Source organism: Acinetobacter lwoffii, from assembly GCF_029024105.1.
GTDB lineage: Bacteria > Pseudomonadota > Gammaproteobacteria > Pseudomonadales > Moraxellaceae > Acinetobacter > Acinetobacter lwoffii.
In genome coordinates this window covers 855,086-872,006 of sequence record NZ_CP118963.1, presented here as the reverse complement: position 1 = coordinate 872,006, position 16,921 = coordinate 855,086, and the positions used below count along the sequence as shown (strand labels likewise).

The following is a 16,921-nucleotide window of genomic DNA, read 5'->3' as shown; positions in this document are numbered from 1 at the left end:
GACCCCCTTTAATTGTTATTGTGAGTCCGTTTTGCTGCATAAAGACAAAGGAGAACATTTGATTGTTCTCCTTTTTAAATAGCGGCCTTTCAGCGCAGCCTAACTTTTCAGCCCAAGACTTTTGTCTGAGCTCTCTGTTTTCACCACGGGTTTGACTTTTTTCAGTACTTCAATGGTACTGTCCTTAGAACGTTTAAAAGTATCGGTCAGATGTTCCTTATGCTTGGTCGAAATCTGACTGACATCCTCTTTCAACTCTTTACCCAGATTGGATAAGTCTTCGAAGACAGCGTTGAATTCTGTCTTGATAAAGCTTTTCAGTTCAGTTAATTCTTTCTGCGAACCGAAAATCTGCTCCTTCAAAGTATCAATACGCTGTAACACCTCCTGCTTAAATTGACGCAATTGTTCCTGCACAGTGTCGCTTAACTGCTTGGCTTCAACTTCAAGCTTTTCCTTACTTTCCTCGATGGTTCCAATTGCCTGATCTTTAGCCTCGACTGCTACTTTTTCAAGCTTCTCGGCAGTTTCAGTTACCACGCTCGGAGTGATTTTTTTAGATGTAGTAGATTTAGGTGCTATAGCCATTTGTCTTGTTCCTATTGTTATATCGACTAAGCTATATTAGTAGATTTGATAAAAATTAAGATTTGATTTGTCTGACAATTATTAATTGCTTACATTTTTTCACATTGCTTACAAAACAGACTTCCATGCAAAAAGCAAGCCATTTATCTCATACTTTCGCTGCAAAGCCGTTGGACTTTAGGGGTCATTCTGCGTATAATGCCGTGTTAAGTTCAAGCGAGCAGACATAGGAGGGTAGGTTTAAAAAATAGCCTTCCTTTTTTTTCGTCTTCTCGCTTTTTTACAGCCTAAATTTCAGGAGCTTTGGTTTGAGCACCCCAGCAATTTTAGCCCTTGCCGACGGAACTATCTTTAAAGGTACTTCGATTGGCGCATCGGGTAGTACGACTGGTGAAGTCGTTTTCAACACTGCCATGACTGGCTATCAAGAAATTTTGACTGACCCGAGTTATGCACAGCAACTTGTGACACTGACTTACCCACATATCGGTAACACAGGCTGTAATGAAGAAGACACTGAATCAGGTCGTATTCATAAGGTTTGGGCGAACGGATTGATCATTCGTGACCTGCCTTTACTGCACAGTAACTTCCGTTCAACCCAATCATTAGCTGAATATTTGGTACAACACAATGTTGTGGCAATTGCGGATATCGACACGCGTAAACTGACACGTATCTTACGTGACAAAGGTGCGCAAAATGGCTGTATCCTTGCTGGCGAAAATATCACTGAAGCTGAAGCGCTTGAAAAAGCACGTGCATTTAGTGGTTTAAACGGTTTAGACCTGGCAAAAGAATGTTGCGACCCTGAAGGTTTTGAATGGACTGAAGGCTCTTGGACATTAGGCAAAGGTTTCTCTCAACCAGAAGCTAAATTCCATGTTGTTGCATACGATTACGGTGTCAAAACCAACATCTTACGTATGCTCGCAGACCGCGGTTGTAAACTGACTGTTGTGCCGGCGCAAACTCCTGCTGCTGATGTACTTGCACTGAATCCAGATGGCGTGTTCCTTTCGAACGGCCCTGGCGATCCGGCTGCATGTGACTACGCAATTGAAGCTGTAAAAACAATTGTAGAAACTACTGAAATTCCAGTATTTGGTATCTGTCTGGGTCACCAGATTCTTGCGCTTGCAAGTGGTGCTAAAACTTTAAAAATGCCTCACGGCCACCACGGTGCTAACCATCCTGTACAAAATCTAGATAATGGTACAGTGATGATTACTTCTCAAAACCATGGCTTCGCAGTCGATGAAAGCAATCTGCCTGATGTGTTGCGTGTAACGCATCGCTCACTGTTTGATGGCACCAACCAAGGTATTCATCGTACAGACAAACCTGCGTTCAGCTTCCAGGGTCACCCTGAAGCCAGCCCGGGTCCACATGACTGCGCACCATTGTTCGATCATTTCATCGAACTTATCGAAGCATCTAAGAAGTAATTAAGGAAGCATCATGGCTAAACGTACTGACATTAAAAGCATCTTGATTATTGGTGCTGGTCCGATTGTCATCGGTCAAGCATGTGAGTTTGACTACTCAGGTGCTCAAGCATGTAAAGCCCTTCGTGAAGAAGGCTACCGCGTTATTTTGGTCAACTCGAACCCAGCGACCATCATGACCGACCCAACCATGGCAGATGCAACTTATATTGAGCCAATTACTTGGCAAACTGTTGCAGCAATTATTGAGAAAGAACGCCCAGACGCTGTTCTTCCGACCATGGGTGGTCAAACTGCATTGAACTGTGCCCTTGCCCTCGATGAGCACGGCATTTTAGAAAAATACAATGTTGAATTGATCGGTGCGACCAAAGAAGCAATTGAAAAAGCCGAAGACCGTAAACTGTTTGATCAGGCAATGCGTAAAATTGGTCTTGAATGTCCAAAAGCTGACGTTGCTGAGTCAATGGAACATGCTTTAGAAATTCAAGCACGTTTCGGCTTCCCAGTGATTATCCGTCCATCATTCACGATGGGTGGTTCAGGTGGCGGTATCGCGTACAACAAAGAAGAATTCATTGAAATCTGTGAACGCGGTTTCGATCTTTCTCCAACCAAACAGTTATTGATTGATGAATCTTTAATTGGCTGGAAAGAATACGAGATGGAAGTTGTTCGTGACAAAAACGACAACTGTATCATTGTATGTACCATTGAAAACTTTGACCCAATGGGCGTGCATACAGGTGACTCAATCACTGTTGCCCCTGCTCAAACGCTTACAGATAAAGAATTCCAACTTTTACGTAATGCATCTTTAGCTGTACTACGTGAAATTGGCGTAGAAACAGGTGGTTCTAACGTACAGTTCGGTATTTGCCCAAATACGGGTCGTATGGTTGTAATCGAGATGAACCCACGTGTATCACGTTCATCTGCACTTGCTTCTAAAGCAACTGGTTTCCCGATTGCGAAAATCGCTGCGAAACTGGCTGTAGGTTACACCCTTGATGAACTGAAAAACGACATCACTGGCGGTACAACACCTGCATCGTTTGAACCTGCGATTGACTACGTAGTTACTAAGATTCCTCGTTTTAACTTCGAGAAATTCCCACAAGCTGATGCGACTTTAACCACACAGATGAAATCTGTCGGTGAAGTGATGGCGATTGGCCGTAACTTCCAGGAATCTGTACAAAAAGCCCTTCGTGGTCTTGAAGTGGGTGCTTCTGGTTTTGACGAAAAAGTTGAAGTGGGTGCTGAAGGCGCGCGCGACAAAATCTTGCAAGAACTTAAAGTGCCAGGTCCAGAGCGTATCTGGTACGTGGGCGACGCATTCCGTCACGGCTTTACTTTAGACGAAGTATTCGCTGCAACGAACATTGACCGCTGGTTCTTGATTCAAATCGAAGACATCATTAAAACTGAAAACCAAATCAAAACTTTAGGTTTTGGCGACTTGAATGCGGATAACATCCGTGGATTCAAACGCAAAGGTTTATCAGATCTTCGCATTGCGGACTTGATGGGCATTTCACAAAAGCAATTCCGTAAACATCGTTGGAGCCTGGGCGTAACTCCAGTTTACAAACGTGTCGATACATGTGCTGCAGAATTCGAATCTGATACAGCTTACATGTACTCAACTTACGATGAAGAATGTGAAGCAAATCCATCGAACAAAGACAAGATCATGGTGATCGGCGGTGGCCCTAACCGTATCGGTCAAGGTATCGAGTTCGATTACTGCTGTGTACACGCTGCCCTGGCTATGCGTGAAGACGGCTATGAAACGATCATGGTAAACTGTAACCCTGAAACAGTTTCAACGGATTACGACACATCAGATCGTTTGTACTTCGAACCAATCACTTTAGAAGACGTTTTAGAAATCGTACGTATCGAGAAGCCGAAAGGCATTATCGTTCAGTACGGTGGTCAAACACCTTTGAAATTGGCTCGTGCTCTAGAAGAAGCCGGTGCGCCAATTATCGGTACATCACCTGATGCGATTGACCGTGCAGAAGACCGTGAACGTTTCCAGCAAATGATTCAACGTCTGCAACTTCGTCAACCGAACAACAGCATTGTAAAATCTGCTGAAGAAGGTATGGCTGAAGCATCTAAAGTCGGCTACCCGCTTGTAGTACGTCCTTCTTACGTCCTTGGTGGTCGTGCGATGGAAATCGTGTACAACGATGAAGAACTTAAACGCTACTTACGTGATGCAGTTCAAGCATCAAACGAAGCGCCTGTTCTTCTTGACCGTTTCTTAGATGATGCGATCGAAGTTGACGTGGACTGCGTATCTGACGGTAAAGACGTTGTGATTGGCGGCATCATGCAGCACATTGAACAAGCGGGTATTCACTCAGGTGACTCGGCATGTTCGATTCCTCCTTACTCTCTATCTAAAGAGATTCAGGACGAAATGCGTCGTCAAACCGTGGCTATGGCAAAAGAGCTTGGCGTGATCGGTTTGATGAACGTTCAGTTTGCGGTTAAAGGCGAAGACGTTTACATCCTGGAAGTGAACCCACGTGCATCTCGTACTGTGCCATTCGTTTCTAAGTGTATCGGCGAATCTTTAGCGAAAGTTGCTGCACGTTGCATGGCTGGTCAATCTCTTGAGTCGCAAGGCTTCACAACTGAGATTATTCCTGAACACTTCTCTGTCAAAGAAGCCGTGTTCCCGTTCAACAAATTCCCTGGTGTTGACCCGATCCTTGGCCCTGAGATGAAATCGACTGGCGAAGTGATGGGCGTTGGTAAAACATTTGGTGAAGCGTTCTATAAAGCTGTTTTAGGTGCAAATGAGCGTTTACCAGGTCTTCCAACTGAAGGTGAAGTCAAACACGCATTTATCTCTGTACGTGACTCAGACAAACCACGTGCGGCGGGTATTGCAAAACAATTGATTGACCTAGGCTTCAAGATTCTTGCAACTGATGGTACATTTAAAGTGATTAGCGATGCTGGTCTTGAATGTGAACGTGTCAATAAAGTGACTGAAGGTCGTCCTAACATTGTGGACCGTATTAAAAACGGCGAAATCCACCTTGTGATTAACACGACTGAAGGCAAAAAGGCACAAGAAGACTCATTCTCGATCCGTCGTTCAGCACTTCAAGGTAAAGTGTATAACACAACTACATTGAATGGTGCGGATGCAGTATGCCAAGCTTTAGCAATTAAATTGCCAATGGATGTATATCGTTTGCAAGACCTAACTAAAGGTTAATTCGCTTCCAAGAAGTCCCGCTACCTTCTTGGTGGCGGGCTTTTTTTTATTTATAGATTTTATATCTTTCAACTGACTTTTGAGGGACAACATGCAACGTTATCCTATGACACCTGAAGGCAAAATTGCCTTAGAGAAAGAATTACACCAACTGAAAACAGTGGATCGCCCACGTATTACAGCTTCAATTGCAGAAGCGCGTGAACACGGCGACTTAAAAGAAAATGCGGAATACCATGCAGCACGTGAACAGCAAGGCTTCTGCGAAGGCCGTATTCAGGACATCGAAGGCAAACTGGGTGCAGCTCAGGTGATCGATGTCAAAGAACTTGAACAGAATGGTCGTGTAGTTTTTGGTGTGACTGTCACGATTGAAAATCTGGATACTGAAGAACAGAAAACCTATAAAATTGTAGGCGATGACGAAGCAGACTTTAAGATCAACAAGATCTCAGTGAACTCGCCGATTGCACGTGGTCTTTTGGGCAAAAACGAAGGCGATGATGTGAAAATCAATACACCAAATGGTGAAGTTGAATACGAAATTGTGAAAGTTGAATATCTTTAAAATTTAAAGCTATTTAATTTAAAGCCCCTCGATTGAGGGGTTTTTTACCTTTATCCGCTTCCTACAAACGGATTAACTCTGTGCTTCTTTTAAAAACCCCGATGCAAATAAATTAAATGCATATAAGGCCTCAGTGAGTACCTGCTCAGGATGTTCGCTAGAAGCCACCCAGAGTGCTGCATTCATTGCAGCACCATTTAAAAATACCGCAGCAGCTTCCGGATCAACTGTTTTAATTCGATCTGCTACCAATAATTGCTCAACACATTCACGCGTGGACTGCAAACATCTGTTTTGACTTGGCCAATGTGCAGGATCACCCAGCACAGCCGGTCCATCACGCAACACAATGCGTTGGAATTCCGGATTTAAGGCATTTTGAATATAGGTCCGCCCTTCTAGCATCAAACCATCCCAAAGATCATCAGGCTGCTCCAGATGCTGCTGGGCAGATGAAGCCATTTCCGAATCGATTTGATCAACTACCGCAGCAAATAAGCCTTTTTTATCACCAAAATGATGATACAGCGCACCACGGGTCAATCCTGCTTCTGCCGTGAGCTTATCCATTGAAGTGCCAGCATAGCCATATGCTGCAAATGCACGGCGTGCCACTTCAATTAATTTCTTGCGGGTTTCCGCCATCTTTTGTTCACGAACAGACATGAATTACTTTACCTCATCATCATAAAAATTTTAATTGACATACGGACCGTATGTCAATTATGTTTACATACGAAGCGTATGTGAGAGTCAAGTTGCTTTCACTCACTGATAAATTAGATATTGAATGAGAATAGACATGACTAGAACTGCGATATTTCCCCAAGACCGCCATGCCCTCTATGAACAGCATGGTTATTCTGCTGCGATCAAATCGGAAGACTTACTTTTTGTTTCTGGTCAGGTCGGTAGCCGTGAAGATGGTTCTCCTGAACCAGATTTCGAGAAACAGGTAGAACAGGCTTTTAAAAACTTAGCTGCAACTTTGGCAGCGGCTGGTTGTACTTTCGATGATATTGTTGATGTCACCACATTTCACACTGACCCAGAGCAGCAATTTGAAAGCATCATGAAAGTTAAAAATCAGGTGTTTACGCAAAAGCCTTATCCTAATTGGACAGCTGTAGGTGTCACGTGGTTAGCAGGTTTTGATTTTGAAATTAAGGTGATTGCTCGTATTCCTCCAGCATCGACCACAGCTTAATCATTGTTTTATGCGTGCGCGAATGTCTTTTAGATATTATTCAGCAAGTTTAAACCCCGATTAGGTATAATTTCTTATTCACTATTTTTTGTATCTCCCTTATGTCCGAAAAGTTAATTAATTCGCCTGTAAACCACTGGTGTGAATTCGAATTCATCTCCAAAACTGTGAAGAATCCGAATATTCATATCAAGGGGAATTATTCTTACTATTCGGCCTATTGGGATCAGGGCTTTGAGCGTTGTGTGGTGCGTTATTTACATGACAAGCCGGCCACGCCCGAGAAGCCGATTGACCAGCTCCATATCGGTAATTTTGTCTGTTTTGGCGCAGAATGCGTGATTATGATGGGTGGCAACCAATTACACCGTACGGACTGGATTTCAGCGTTTCCGTTCGATACACGCAGTTTTGTGCCTGCGGGTGATACCGTGATTGGCGATGGTTGTTGGATTGGCTCGCGCGCCATGATTATGCAAGGCGTAACACTGGGTGAAGGCGCTGTGGTGGCAACCGGTGCTGTCGTCACCAAAGATGTACCGCCTTATGCAGTCGTTGGTGGTGTTCCTGCCAAAATTATTAAATATCGCTTTCCCAAGGAAGATATAGAAAAACTGCTTTCACTTAAGCTCTATGACTTAGATGAAAAGCAGTTTTTAAAAATGCGTGAGCAGTTGCAGACGGATGATATAGGAAGCTTATTATCTTACTTTAAGGATAAGAATTAAATGCCACGTTTGATATAATTTTCCCAATCTGATGAAAAATTACATGAGTTTGTATATTCTGAAATAGCAAATTTTACTAACCCTCCTCTCAAATATTGTTCTTTTGTAGATTTATCTTGTGAGCGAGCTGAGTCATGAAAAGCAGCGATCATCGTGTTTAATAAAGGATTACTGATCAAAAATTCTTTTTGCATAATTATTCTATACCATTCACTATTTGTTATTTCATCATAATTACCATTCCAGGTTGAAATCCCATGTTTTCGTGCAAATTGGTATACATCACCCCTTGAGCTTTTGATTAAGTTTTGAGAAACCTCTTCTACAAAGGATTTAAAATTATTTGCTGAAATTGAACCAAATAGGAAAGTTATTAATACCAAGTTTTTATGATCAGTATCTGCTCTTAATAATGCATATTGATTAATCTTTTTTATTAATTCTCGACTATTCATTTTTACATGTAACTGTAAATAAAGTGCCCAATAATACAATTCACTAAATTCATCTATAGACTTTAATTCACCTATTTTAAATAGCTGATCTCTTATAATAAGTTCAAAATTCTCACTTTCTTTTGCCTGCTTTAAATGGATTGTAAAGTCAACAAATTTATCTAAATATGCCTCTCCTAAAGTTTCATCATAACCATAGTTATGACATACGACTTTTGAAAATTGAACCTTATCCATTACTAAAACAAAAACAATATTCTTGATATCAAAAAAATGTTTAATTCGCTCAATTAATCGAATTGAAAAATCAGGACGACACCGGTCTAATTCATCAATGATAAAAACTAAAGGCTTATCTAATTTTTCTACAGTCTCAGCTAAATGCTTTTTGAACTCTATTAAAGTTTTCTTTTCAGCTTCATGAGTAGCTATCTTTTCTTGAATACTTTCTTTGATTCTCTCACTTGCTTCATCAGATAATGTATCAATCTCATCTTTGGCATTTTCATAGCTTTGCTGAAGTGCTCTACTTAAAAAACCTGCTCCAACCAAGTGTAATCCTAGAGTCAAAGCAATTTTAGGTAAAGATGGCAATAAAGCAGTTCCTACAGATGCAGACAATTCAATCAATTTTTTAACTTTTCTTTTCGTTCTTTTATCCTGATTTAAAATATTCGTAATTTCAGAACTAATAACTAAAAAAGGATCATCTAAATAATCATTCGCAAAAGCATCCAAATAAATAACATTATGGTCTGTATCACTTAAGTATTTAGCCCAATGACGAACAAACCACGTTTTTCCTTCTCCCCAACGTGCATCCAATGCTAAAACAGCACCACATTGTAAACGATCAACATATCCTGTTAATTGTTCCCCTAAACGTTTACGATCCCATAAATCCCCCTCCCAAGCTTCTTTAATATTTTCAAAATTATCTTTTTGCCAATTTATTTGATCTATAGTCATTTTATTAAATTTCATTCGTTTACAATTCATTCATTATAGTCATTTTAATTTTTACAGCCATAAAAAAACCCACTCAATCGGAGTGGGTTTTTTCAGAATATGGTGGCTATGACGAGACTTGAACTTGTGACCCCCGCATTATGAGTGCGGTGCTCTAACCAACTGAGCTACATAGCCTTAAACTGTGCGCGCATTATGGGATTTTATGTAAATCACGTCAACCCCATATTGTGCTGTTTGATCAAAATTTGTTGAAGTGAGCCGATAAGCCGGGTTCTGTCGTGAACGATCATTCCTCTAGGCGCACAATCACTCATGCGCTCAAGCGACCTACCCGAATCCAGCATGGGCCATGCCTAATGGATTCCTATTTGGTCTTGCTTCCGGTGGGGTTTACCTCGCCATGAACTGTTACCAGCCATGCGGTGCGCTCTTACCGCACCCTTTCACCCTTACCTCCGATTCCGATTGCTCGAAACCATAATGAAGGCGGTCTTCTCTCTGCTGCACTTGCCGTCGGTTTACACCGCCCAGGCGTTACCTGGCACCTTGCCCTATGAAGCCCGGACTTTCCTCCCCTGCTTCAATCACGGAGATCTCCACAGCAGCGATCGTCTGGCTCACTTCGAGCGGCATAGTATCAAATATCGAGACTAATTGCTTGATGTTTTTTGAGCAGTCAGTTTTTCGTACTTGGCTTGCAGCTGTTCCTGCGTTTCGACATGATTCGGATCCAGTGGAATACAATCTACCGGACAGAACAATTGACACTGCGGTTGATCATGATGTCCGACGCACTCTGTACACAAATCTGGATGAATCTCATAAATGAGTTCACCCATATAGATTGCCTCATTCGGGCATACAGGTTCACAGACATCACAATTAATGCATTCATCGGTGATATATAAAGACACGCTACCAACCTTGTTGAAGTTTACGCTCGAAGGCATCGACCACGTTTGGTGGCACAAACTTGGTCACATCACCTCTTAATCGAGCAATTTCACGCACCAAAGTGGATGAAATAAAAGAATATTGCTCTGAAGGGGTTAAAAATACCGCTTCAAAGTGGGAGTCCAGCTGACGGTTCATATTGGCCAGCTGAAATTCGTACTCAAAATCAGACACTGCACGCAAACCACGCAATACAGCAGTCGCCTTTTGCTCACGGAAAAAATTGACCAGCAAACCGTCAAAACCTACAAATTCAACATTGTCCAAATGACTCAATGACTCTTTTGCCAATGCGACACGCTCTTCCAGACTAAATACCGGATTTTTATGATGACCGATGGCAATCGCTACCACAACTTCATCAAACATTCGCGCTGCGCGGGTTACCAAATCAATATGTCCATTGGTAATTGGATCAAAAGTCCCCGGATAAATCACACGAGTTTTAGACATCCATTTGTACTCTGTTTGTTATGTAGAATCTTATTTTAGCAAAAACTTGTTTTTTTGGTGAATAATCCTCATTAATTTAAAAAACTTCACCTTATTTCTAGTTGCGGTACAATAGCAGCACGTTTGGAAGTATCAGATTATGGCGAAAGCATCTATTGTAGTAAAAAAAAATAATGGCGGTACCATTGCACTGAATAAACGTGCCCGCCACGATTATTTTATTGAAGAGAAATTTGAAGCGGGGCTTTCATTAAAAGGCTGGGAAGTCAAATCAATGCGCGCTGGTCGCATGACCATTGTAGAAAGTTATATTACCTTTAAAAATGGTGAAGCGTTCTTGTTTGGTGCACAGGTTCAGCCCTTGTTAAGTGCTTCGACCCATGTGGTGCCTGAAGCAACCCGTACCCGCAAACTGTTGCTGAATCGCCGTGAAATTGAAAAGTTGATGGGTGCGATTAACCAGAAAGGTTATTCCTGCGTTCCACTGGCCTGCTACTGGAAAGGTCCACATGCCAAGCTGGAAATTGCTCTGGTCAAAGGTAAGCAGCTTCATGACAAACGTGCCACCGAAAAAGACCGTGACTGGCAACGTGATAAAGCGCGAATTTTCCATAAATAATGGATTAAAAGTTGAATATAAAAAAACCTCCGCATTTGGAGGTTTTTTTATGGTTTTAAGTATGGCTATTTAAACGCGCTAGAGTCAAAGCAATATATTCACCAAACCAGAACGCAGTTTTTAAATCGCCTTCAGGTGGGGTCACTTCTACCGGTGCGTTATCTGACTGGGTCATTAAACCCAAAAAGCTCGACATCCGGTTCAGATCCGTGACGGCACGTCCTGTCGGCATTAATGGCAATCCACTCCACAACATCCCGTGCTGCATGGCAAACAGGTTGATTTGCTGCAGGACCGCCAGCTTGTCACCACTAAGTCCGCCACCATTGGTAAAAGCCGCTGCCAGTTTTCCCTGCCAGCTACGTGCCAGCCAGCGCTTAGAGGATTGCTCCATAAACAGCTTCATGGCAGAGGTCAGGCTACCCATATAGGTCGGACAACCAAAGATAATTGCATCGGCGGCGTCTAGTACATCCCAGTCTATATGTTCGACATTCATCATATGCACCTGAACACCGGTTTCCCGTGCACCATCGGCAATAAAATTTGCCACTTTAGCCGTGTGTCCATAAGGACTGTGATAAACAATCGCAACAGATTTGGAAGATAGGGACATAACGCTCAAAAGCCAAAAAATTCAGTTAAGTTTAACATTTTCATGCCATAAACACGAATGTCGCCATACGCCCTGTTTTTGGTTCACGGCGATAAGAAAAATATTCCTCTGGCTGGCGATAAGAACACTGATCCCCGCCCAATACGGTATTTATGCCGTGTTGCTGCAAGATATAACGCGCAATCGCATACAGGTCGGCATAATATTTACCTGCCTGTACACCGGGCTGAAATGCACTGTCCAGTTCAGGATATTTACTACAAAAAGCAGCTTTTACTTCAGCGCCAATTTCAAAACATGGCTGACTAATGGCCGCCCCGAGCCAGGCCCAGGTCGGCGGAGTTTGCATGGCTGCGATGGTATTTTCGATAATACCTCCTGCGAGTCCCCGCCAACCGGCATGCAGATTGGCAACTTCTGTGCCATCAGCATTTCCCAGTACTACAGGCAAGCAATCTGCAGTCATCATCATTAAAGCATGTGCCTTGCTCTGCGTCACCAGACCATCTCCGACCAGTGCGGTAAATGGCATCTGCTCATTAATGCTATGACAGATGGTGCTATGCGTCTGGGTCATCCAGGTAATTTTATCTACGCCAAACGCAGCGAAATCCTGCAATAAAGCCATACGATGCTGTTGTACCCGTTGCGCATCATCCTGCACATGCAAGGCCAGATTAAAACCTGCAAGCTCAGGCTGTGCTGATGGCTGTACTTTCGCATGGTGAACGCGAGTCTGGCCCACATACACACCTTGTGGAAGTCCTGGTACAAATTGCATCTCGTTTCCTTACGCTGACATTGACTGAGTTAAAATTAATAAGCTTTGTTTTCGGTACGCAGCACTTCCACCAGATTGGCAAAGTCTTCCGGCCACGGCGCTTCAAAGGTCATTTCCTCTTTGGTACGCGGATGGGTCAGACCGAGTTGCACGGCATGCAAGGCCTGACGCTTAAAGCCACGTAAAGTGTCATCTAGTAATTGCGATGCACCTGCTGGCATACGGACACGCGGCATATACACCTGATCACCAACCAAGCCAAAGCCGATATAGCTAAAATGCACACGAATCTGATGAGTACGTCCAGTTTCCAGACGAGCTTGAACACGGGTGAAGTGCTGGAAACGCTCTTTGACGTTGTAATGCGTCACCGCGTCTTTACCGCCCGGAAGTACAGTCATTTTCACACGATCTACCGGATGACGTTTGATGGGTTCATCAATGGTACCGCCAGCAATAATATTGCCGTAAACCACCAGATCATACAGGCGATATACTGATTTTTTCTCAAGCTGTTTGCTGAGAGAAAACTGTGCTTCCAGATTTTTGGCAACGACCAGCAGACCACTGGTGTCTTTATCGATACGATGTACCAGACCTGCACGCGCCAGTTCAGCCGATTTCGGATAGTGATGCAATAAAGCATTCACCAAGGTGCCAGAACTATTGCCAGCGCCCGGATGTACCACCATACCGACTGGTTTGTTGATGACCATAATGTCATCATCTTCATAGATGATATCCAGTGGAATGTCTTCCGGCAGACTGCGCGTTTGCGCTTCAAGCTCAACATTTAAAGTCAGGGTTTCAAAACCATCACTTTTAAATTTCGGCTTAACTGGTTGACCATTCACCAATAAATTGCCATCTTTAATCCATTGCTTTAATTTTTCTCGAGAAAAATCGCTCCAGACCATTGCGGCAATCTGGTCGATCCGTTGCCCGATATAAGTTTCATCCAGTTGAAATTGCAACGATAAACGTGTTGCAGTTGCTTCTGAAGTATGGTTATCTGCATCCTCAGAATCTTCAAGTAAATTGAAATCAGTATCAGGGATATTAGAATTGGAAGATTGTGCTTGACTCATTTGCTCATTCAGACAAAAGTGGTTTAATAGTGCAATTGTAGCTCATTGCCCGTATTAACAGAGGAATTTTTATGTCGCTACCACATTATAAAATGACAATGCTTGCTGTGACATTAGGCATTGCATCGGCAATGGTAGGCTGTAGCAGTAATCCAAAAAAAGAAGTCGTGGATAAAGGTCCGGAATCTAGCGAACAGGTTTATATTCAAAAAGCACAGAAAGCGCTAGATCGTAATCAATATACCGATGCAGCAAAACAGTTGGAAGCGCTGGAAACTTATTTCCCGACCAGTCAGTATGCCCCGCAAGCGCAACTGGAACTGTTGTATGTGAAATTCCAGCAAAAAGATTATGAAGGTGCGGTCGCACTGGCAGAGCGTTTTATCCGTCTGAACCCGCAACATCCAAATGTCGACTATGCCTACTATGTACGCGGTGTCTCAAATATGGAACAGAACTATAACGGCCTGCTGCGTTATACCTCGCTGAAACAGTCGCATCGTGATGTCAGCTACCTGAAAGTGGCTTACCAGAATTTTGTTGATTTCATTCGCCGCTATCCATCTAGCACTTATGCAGTGGATGCAGCACAGCGTATGCAGTTTATCGGTCAGGAACTGGCTGAGCATGAAATGAACGCAGCACGTTTCAACATCAAGCGTAAGGCTTATCTGGCAGCAGTTGAACGTGGCTTGTGGGTGATTGAACATTATCCTCAAACTCCGCAGATTCCAGAAGCACTGGCAACGGTTGCTTATGGCTATGCTCAGCTAGGTGATAAAGCGACTTCTCAGCAATATGTGGATGTATTAAAGCTGAATTATCCGAATCTGGTGAAATCAGATGGGACGGTGAATCTGCGTGCAGCGCGTAGTGAAGGCAGCTTCTTTAACCGCGCGACACTGGGTATTTTTGGTAAAGAAGCCAAGACTGTAACCGACACCGATGCACAGTCTGATGCGCCAGAAAATGAAAAGCGCAGCATCACCAATCGCATTTCATTTGGTTTGCTGGATCGTCCTAAAACGGCTGAATAAAGCTAAAGAAGGCCGGCAGCATCAGCAAATAAGACAGCGCTTTACAGGTGCATTTTCCTCAAGGGCAAGGTATCATACTTGCCCTTTTGCGTTGTCTTGCCCAGGCTTGAACAAAACGTGCAAAAGGTATACAAAGGAACTTGAAATATTCAATGTCCAACTAGACTATTTTCATTTTTTCAGTGATTTAGACCTTAGATTCCAGCACGAGAAGCTCAGCAGACCATGGCCATTCCTCAACATACGATTGATCAGATTCTCGATCGCACCGATATTGTCGATGTGATTGGTCAATTCGTAAAACTGAAAAAAACAGGCCGTACCTATTCAGGCTGCTGCCCTTTTCATCAGGAAAAATCACCGTCTTTCCACGTCTATCGTGACAAACAGTATTTTCACTGTTTTGGCTGTCAAGCCAACGGTAATGCCATCCGTTTTTTAATGGACATTGGCAGCCGTAATTTTGTCGAAGTGATGAAAGACCTGTCCAGCCAGACGGGCATCGAACTGCCTAAAGACAATACTGATTCCAATAAATTAAAATATAAACGTGAAGCAGCCAAACCCAAAATCGTGCCTGCTCAAACTGCACCACAAACTCAGCCGCAACAGAATAACGCTCCAACAGAAAATAATAATGCTGCATCTACGGCGAGTTTCGATCCATTTGCAGAGTTTCAGACAGTCGAACAGGATTTTTATGGTGACCCTTTTGCTTCTTTTGAACACCTACCGATGGCGGAAGTTCAGCAAGACGGTAACCTCTACGACCTGCTAGAAAATATCGCGCAGTTCTATGAGCGCCAACTCCCAAATAGCCCGAGTGCCCAGCAATACTTCAAGCAGCGTGGTCTGACTGCAGAGACCATTGCCTATTGGCGCTTAGGCTATGCGCCTGAAGACTGGCAACATCTGGAAAAAGCCTTTCCTCAGGATATTGAGGGCTTAAAACTTTTAGGTCTGATTCGCACCAGCGACAGTGGCCGTGATTTTGACCTGCTGCGTGAACGAGTCATTTTCCCGATCCGTGATACCAAGGGCCGTGTGGTCGGCTTTGGCGGCCGTGCCCTGAATGACGAGATCAAGCCGAAATACATCAACTCGCCAGATTCTGAAGTCTTCCATAAAAACCAGTTGCTGTACGGCCTCTATGAGGGCCGCAAACAGAAAGCCCAAGAATGGCTGATGGTCGAAGGCTATATGGATGTGATTGCGCTTCAGCAATATGGCATTCATGGCGCAGTGGCGACTTTAGGCACAGCGAGTAATACCGACCACCTGAATATTCTGTTCAAGCAGAGCAACCGGCTGACCATTGCCTTTGATGGGGATGCTGCCGGTCAAAAAGCAGCGCGCCGTACCTTGGACATTGCCCTGCCCCTGCTGAATGATGGCCGAGAGCTGAAGTTCTTTGTTTTGCCCGCTGACCATGACCCAGATTCATTGATCCGCCGTGAAGGGATAGAAAACTTCAGACGCTTGCTGGATCAGGCACCGTTGATGTCGGACTTCGTGTTTGCCCATCTGACCCAAAATCAGGATATCACCACCCCAGAAGGCAAGAGTCAGGTTATGGGTGAACTAAAAAATCTGACCGAATTACTGCCCAAACACGGCTCCTTCCGTTATCTGCTGCAGCAATTTTTCCGCGAAAAACTGGGCTTTAATCGTAAATGGCAACCTAAGGTCAATACAGATGCATCTTTAAGCTTTAGTACCAAAATTGATGCTGAAGAATATGTGATTGCGATCTTGATGAATCATCCTTATCTGTATATTCATTTTGAACCACTGCGCGCGCTAGTAGCGGAAGATCAGTTGCTGTTTAAGATTTTGAATATTCTGAATGTGATTTTTGATGACTTGCCGGATGATCCTGAACTGTCGATCTATTATGTGCTCGGTGCCTGCGCAGCCCATCATCATGAACTGCAGCATATTCTGCAGCATGCCAATGTCAGCGATTACACCTCATCGCCGGAACAGGCCGATAAGCTCGCGGCTGATTTTTCCACCAAGCTGCAATATCAGTGTTTAAAAAACAAGATTAAATCCAAGAAATTTAACAGTATTGCAGAAATGAAAAACCTGAAAATGCAGATTTATGAGATTGACCGCAAACGTTCCATGACATTGTTAGAAGACTGATTTTTCAAATTATTG

16 protein-coding genes, 1 tRNA gene and 1 other RNA gene are annotated in these 16,921 nt (G+C 43.4%); 8 read left to right on the top strand and 10 right to left on the bottom strand.

Annotation, left to right across the window (positions count from 1 at the left end; translation table 11 throughout):
• Nucleotides 1–99: 99 nt before the first annotated feature.
• A complete protein-coding gene (locus PYW33_RS04095; protein WP_004645760.1) occupies nt 100–588 on the bottom strand; it encodes a hypothetical protein in 489 nt (162 codons plus the stop codon).
• A 308-nt stretch (nt 589–896) separates the two neighbouring features.
• Between PYW33_RS04095 and carA the strand changes: the two genes are divergently transcribed.
• The 3 genes from carA (at nt 897) to greA (ending at nt 5,848) form a co-directional block, all read left to right on the top strand.
• Nucleotides 897–2,036: a glutamine-hydrolyzing carbamoyl-phosphate synthase small subunit gene (gene carA / locus PYW33_RS04090; protein ID WP_004645762.1), complete on the top strand. Its 1,140-nt coding sequence runs from the start codon at nt 897–899 to the stop codon at nt 2,034–2,036.
• A gap of 13 nt (nt 2,037–2,049) precedes the next feature.
• Complete coding sequence (gene carB / locus PYW33_RS04085; RefSeq protein ID WP_004645763.1) at nt 2,050–5,280, top strand: carbamoyl-phosphate synthase large subunit; 3,231 nt, start codon at nt 2,050–2,052, stop codon at nt 5,278–5,280.
• Between the two features lie 91 nt (nt 5,281–5,371).
• Complete coding sequence (gene greA, locus PYW33_RS04080) at nt 5,372–5,848, top strand: transcription elongation factor GreA (RefSeq protein WP_004645764.1); 477 nt, start codon at nt 5,372–5,374, stop codon at nt 5,846–5,848.
• Between the two features lie 72 nt (nt 5,849–5,920).
• Here greA and PYW33_RS04075 read toward each other — a convergent pair whose 3' ends face one another.
• Entirely contained in the window at nt 5,921–6,514 is a 594-nt protein-coding gene (locus PYW33_RS04075; protein WP_004645766.1) for a TetR/AcrR family transcriptional regulator, read from the bottom strand.
• Nucleotides 6,515–6,650: 136 nt separating this feature from the next.
• Here PYW33_RS04075 and PYW33_RS04070 point away from each other — a divergent pair, with 136 nt between their 5' ends.
• Both PYW33_RS04070 and PYW33_RS04065 read left to right on the top strand, forming a co-directional pair.
• Nucleotides 6,651–7,055 carry a RidA family protein gene (locus PYW33_RS04070; RefSeq protein WP_004280579.1) on the top strand — a complete coding sequence of 135 codons (405 nt, stop codon included), beginning with the start codon at nt 6,651–6,653 and terminating at the stop codon, nt 7,053–7,055.
• Between the two features lie 101 nt (nt 7,056–7,156).
• Entirely contained in the window at nt 7,157–7,783 is a 627-nt protein-coding gene (locus PYW33_RS04065; RefSeq protein WP_004645767.1) for a CatB-related O-acetyltransferase, read from the top strand.
• Here PYW33_RS04065 and PYW33_RS04060 read toward each other — a convergent pair.
• From PYW33_RS04060 to coaD, 5 genes are all read right to left on the bottom strand, one after another.
• A complete protein-coding gene (locus PYW33_RS04060) occupies nt 7,780–9,207 on the bottom strand; it encodes a KAP family P-loop NTPase fold protein (protein WP_034605851.1) in 1,428 nt (475 codons plus the stop codon). The genes PYW33_RS04065 and PYW33_RS04060 overlap by 4 nt on opposite strands.
• A 100-nt stretch (nt 9,208–9,307) precedes the next feature.
• A tRNA-Met gene (locus PYW33_RS04055) sits at nt 9,308–9,384 on the bottom strand.
• A gap of 72 nt (nt 9,385–9,456) precedes the next feature.
• Nucleotides 9,457–9,834, bottom strand: an RNA gene (gene rnpB, locus PYW33_RS04050) — RNase P RNA component class A.
• A 26-nt stretch (nt 9,835–9,860) separates the two neighbouring features.
• Nucleotides 9,861–10,124 carry a YfhL family 4Fe-4S dicluster ferredoxin gene (locus PYW33_RS04045; protein ID WP_004280584.1) on the bottom strand — a complete coding sequence of 88 codons (264 nt, stop codon included), beginning with the start codon at nt 10,122–10,124 and terminating at the stop codon, nt 9,861–9,863.
• A 1-nt stretch (nt 10,125) separates the two neighbouring features.
• On the bottom strand, nt 10,126–10,617 hold the full coding sequence (gene coaD, locus PYW33_RS04040; RefSeq protein ID WP_004645770.1) for a pantetheine-phosphate adenylyltransferase: 492 nt from the start codon (nt 10,615–10,617) through the stop codon (nt 10,126–10,128).
• 139 nt (nt 10,618–10,756) lie between these two features.
• On the opposite strand from coaD, the gene smpB reads away from it, so the two are divergent.
• Nucleotides 10,757–11,236, top strand: coding sequence for an SsrA-binding protein SmpB (gene smpB / locus PYW33_RS04035; protein WP_004280586.1), 480 nt, complete (start codon nt 10,757–10,759; stop codon nt 11,234–11,236).
• A gap of 55 nt (nt 11,237–11,291) precedes the next feature.
• Here the strand turns inward: smpB and PYW33_RS04030 are convergent, their stop codons facing one another.
• The 3 genes from PYW33_RS04030 to rluD are packed head-to-tail and all read right to left on the bottom strand — an operon-like array spanning nt 11,292 to nt 13,721.
• The gene (locus tag PYW33_RS04030) at nt 11,292–11,852 is read right to left on the bottom strand and encodes a flavodoxin family protein (protein ID WP_004645771.1); all 561 of its coding nucleotides are present in this window, start codon (nt 11,850–11,852) and stop codon (nt 11,292–11,294) included.
• Nucleotides 11,853–11,892: 40 nt separating this feature from the next.
• Nucleotides 11,893–12,633, bottom strand: a complete 741-nt coding sequence (pgeF, locus tag PYW33_RS04025; RefSeq protein ID WP_004645772.1) for a peptidoglycan editing factor PgeF — start codon at nt 12,631–12,633, stop codon at nt 11,893–11,895.
• Between the two features lie 35 nt (nt 12,634–12,668).
• Nucleotides 12,669–13,721 carry a 23S rRNA pseudouridine(1911/1915/1917) synthase RluD gene (rluD, locus tag PYW33_RS04020; protein WP_004645774.1) on the bottom strand — a complete coding sequence of 351 codons (1,053 nt, stop codon included), beginning with the start codon at nt 13,719–13,721 and terminating at the stop codon, nt 12,669–12,671.
• Between the two features lie 71 nt (nt 13,722–13,792).
• Here rluD and PYW33_RS04015 point away from each other — a divergent pair, with 71 nt between their 5' ends.
• Together PYW33_RS04015 and PYW33_RS04010 are read left to right on the top strand one after the other, a co-directional pair.
• Complete coding sequence (locus PYW33_RS04015; protein ID WP_004645775.1) at nt 13,793–14,758, top strand: outer membrane protein assembly factor BamD; 966 nt, start codon at nt 13,793–13,795, stop codon at nt 14,756–14,758.
• Nucleotides 14,759–14,983: 225 nt separating this feature from the next.
• A complete protein-coding gene (locus tag PYW33_RS04010) occupies nt 14,984–16,906 on the top strand; it encodes a DNA primase (RefSeq protein ID WP_004645776.1) in 1,923 nt (640 codons plus the stop codon).
• Nucleotides 16,907–16,921 lie beyond the last annotated feature (15 nt).

Excerpts from the sequence above, each read along its gene's own strand:
- carB (WP_004645763.1), top strand. The coding sequence starts at position 2,050 with ATGGCTAAACGTACTGACATTAAAAGCATCTTGATTATTGGTGCTGGT.
- PYW33_RS04065 (WP_004645767.1), top strand. The coding sequence starts at position 7,157 with ATGTCCGAAAAGTTAATTAATTCGCCTGTAAACCACTGGTGTGAATTC.
- PYW33_RS04060 (WP_034605851.1), bottom strand. The coding sequence starts at position 9,207 with ATGACTATAGATCAAATAAATTGGCAAAAAGATAATTTTGAAAATATT.
- PYW33_RS04010 (WP_004645776.1), top strand. The coding sequence starts at position 14,984 with ATGGCCATTCCTCAACATACGATTGATCAGATTCTCGATCGCACCGAT.
- PYW33_RS04095 (WP_004645760.1), bottom strand. The coding sequence starts at position 588 with ATGGCTATAGCACCTAAATCTACTACATCTAAAAAAATCACTCCGAGC.
- greA (WP_004645764.1), top strand. The coding sequence starts at position 5,372 with ATGCAACGTTATCCTATGACACCTGAAGGCAAAATTGCCTTAGAGAAA.
- PYW33_RS04015 (WP_004645775.1), top strand. The coding sequence starts at position 13,793 with ATGTCGCTACCACATTATAAAATGACAATGCTTGCTGTGACATTAGGC.
- rluD (WP_004645774.1), bottom strand. The coding sequence starts at position 13,721 with ATGAGTCAAGCACAATCTTCCAATTCTAATATCCCTGATACTGATTTC.
- PYW33_RS04030 (WP_004645771.1), bottom strand. The coding sequence starts at position 11,852 with ATGTCCCTATCTTCCAAATCTGTTGCGATTGTTTATCACAGTCCTTAT.
- coaD (WP_004645770.1), bottom strand. The coding sequence starts at position 10,617 with ATGTCTAAAACTCGTGTGATTTATCCGGGGACTTTTGATCCAATTACC.
- PYW33_RS04075 (WP_004645766.1), bottom strand. The coding sequence starts at position 6,514 with ATGTCTGTTCGTGAACAAAAGATGGCGGAAACCCGCAAGAAATTAATT.
- smpB (WP_004280586.1), top strand. The coding sequence starts at position 10,757 with ATGGCGAAAGCATCTATTGTAGTAAAAAAAAATAATGGCGGTACCATT.
- PYW33_RS04070 (WP_004280579.1), top strand. The coding sequence starts at position 6,651 with ATGACTAGAACTGCGATATTTCCCCAAGACCGCCATGCCCTCTATGAA.
- pgeF (WP_004645772.1), bottom strand. The coding sequence starts at position 12,633 with ATGCAATTTGTACCAGGACTTCCACAAGGTGTGTATGTGGGCCAGACT.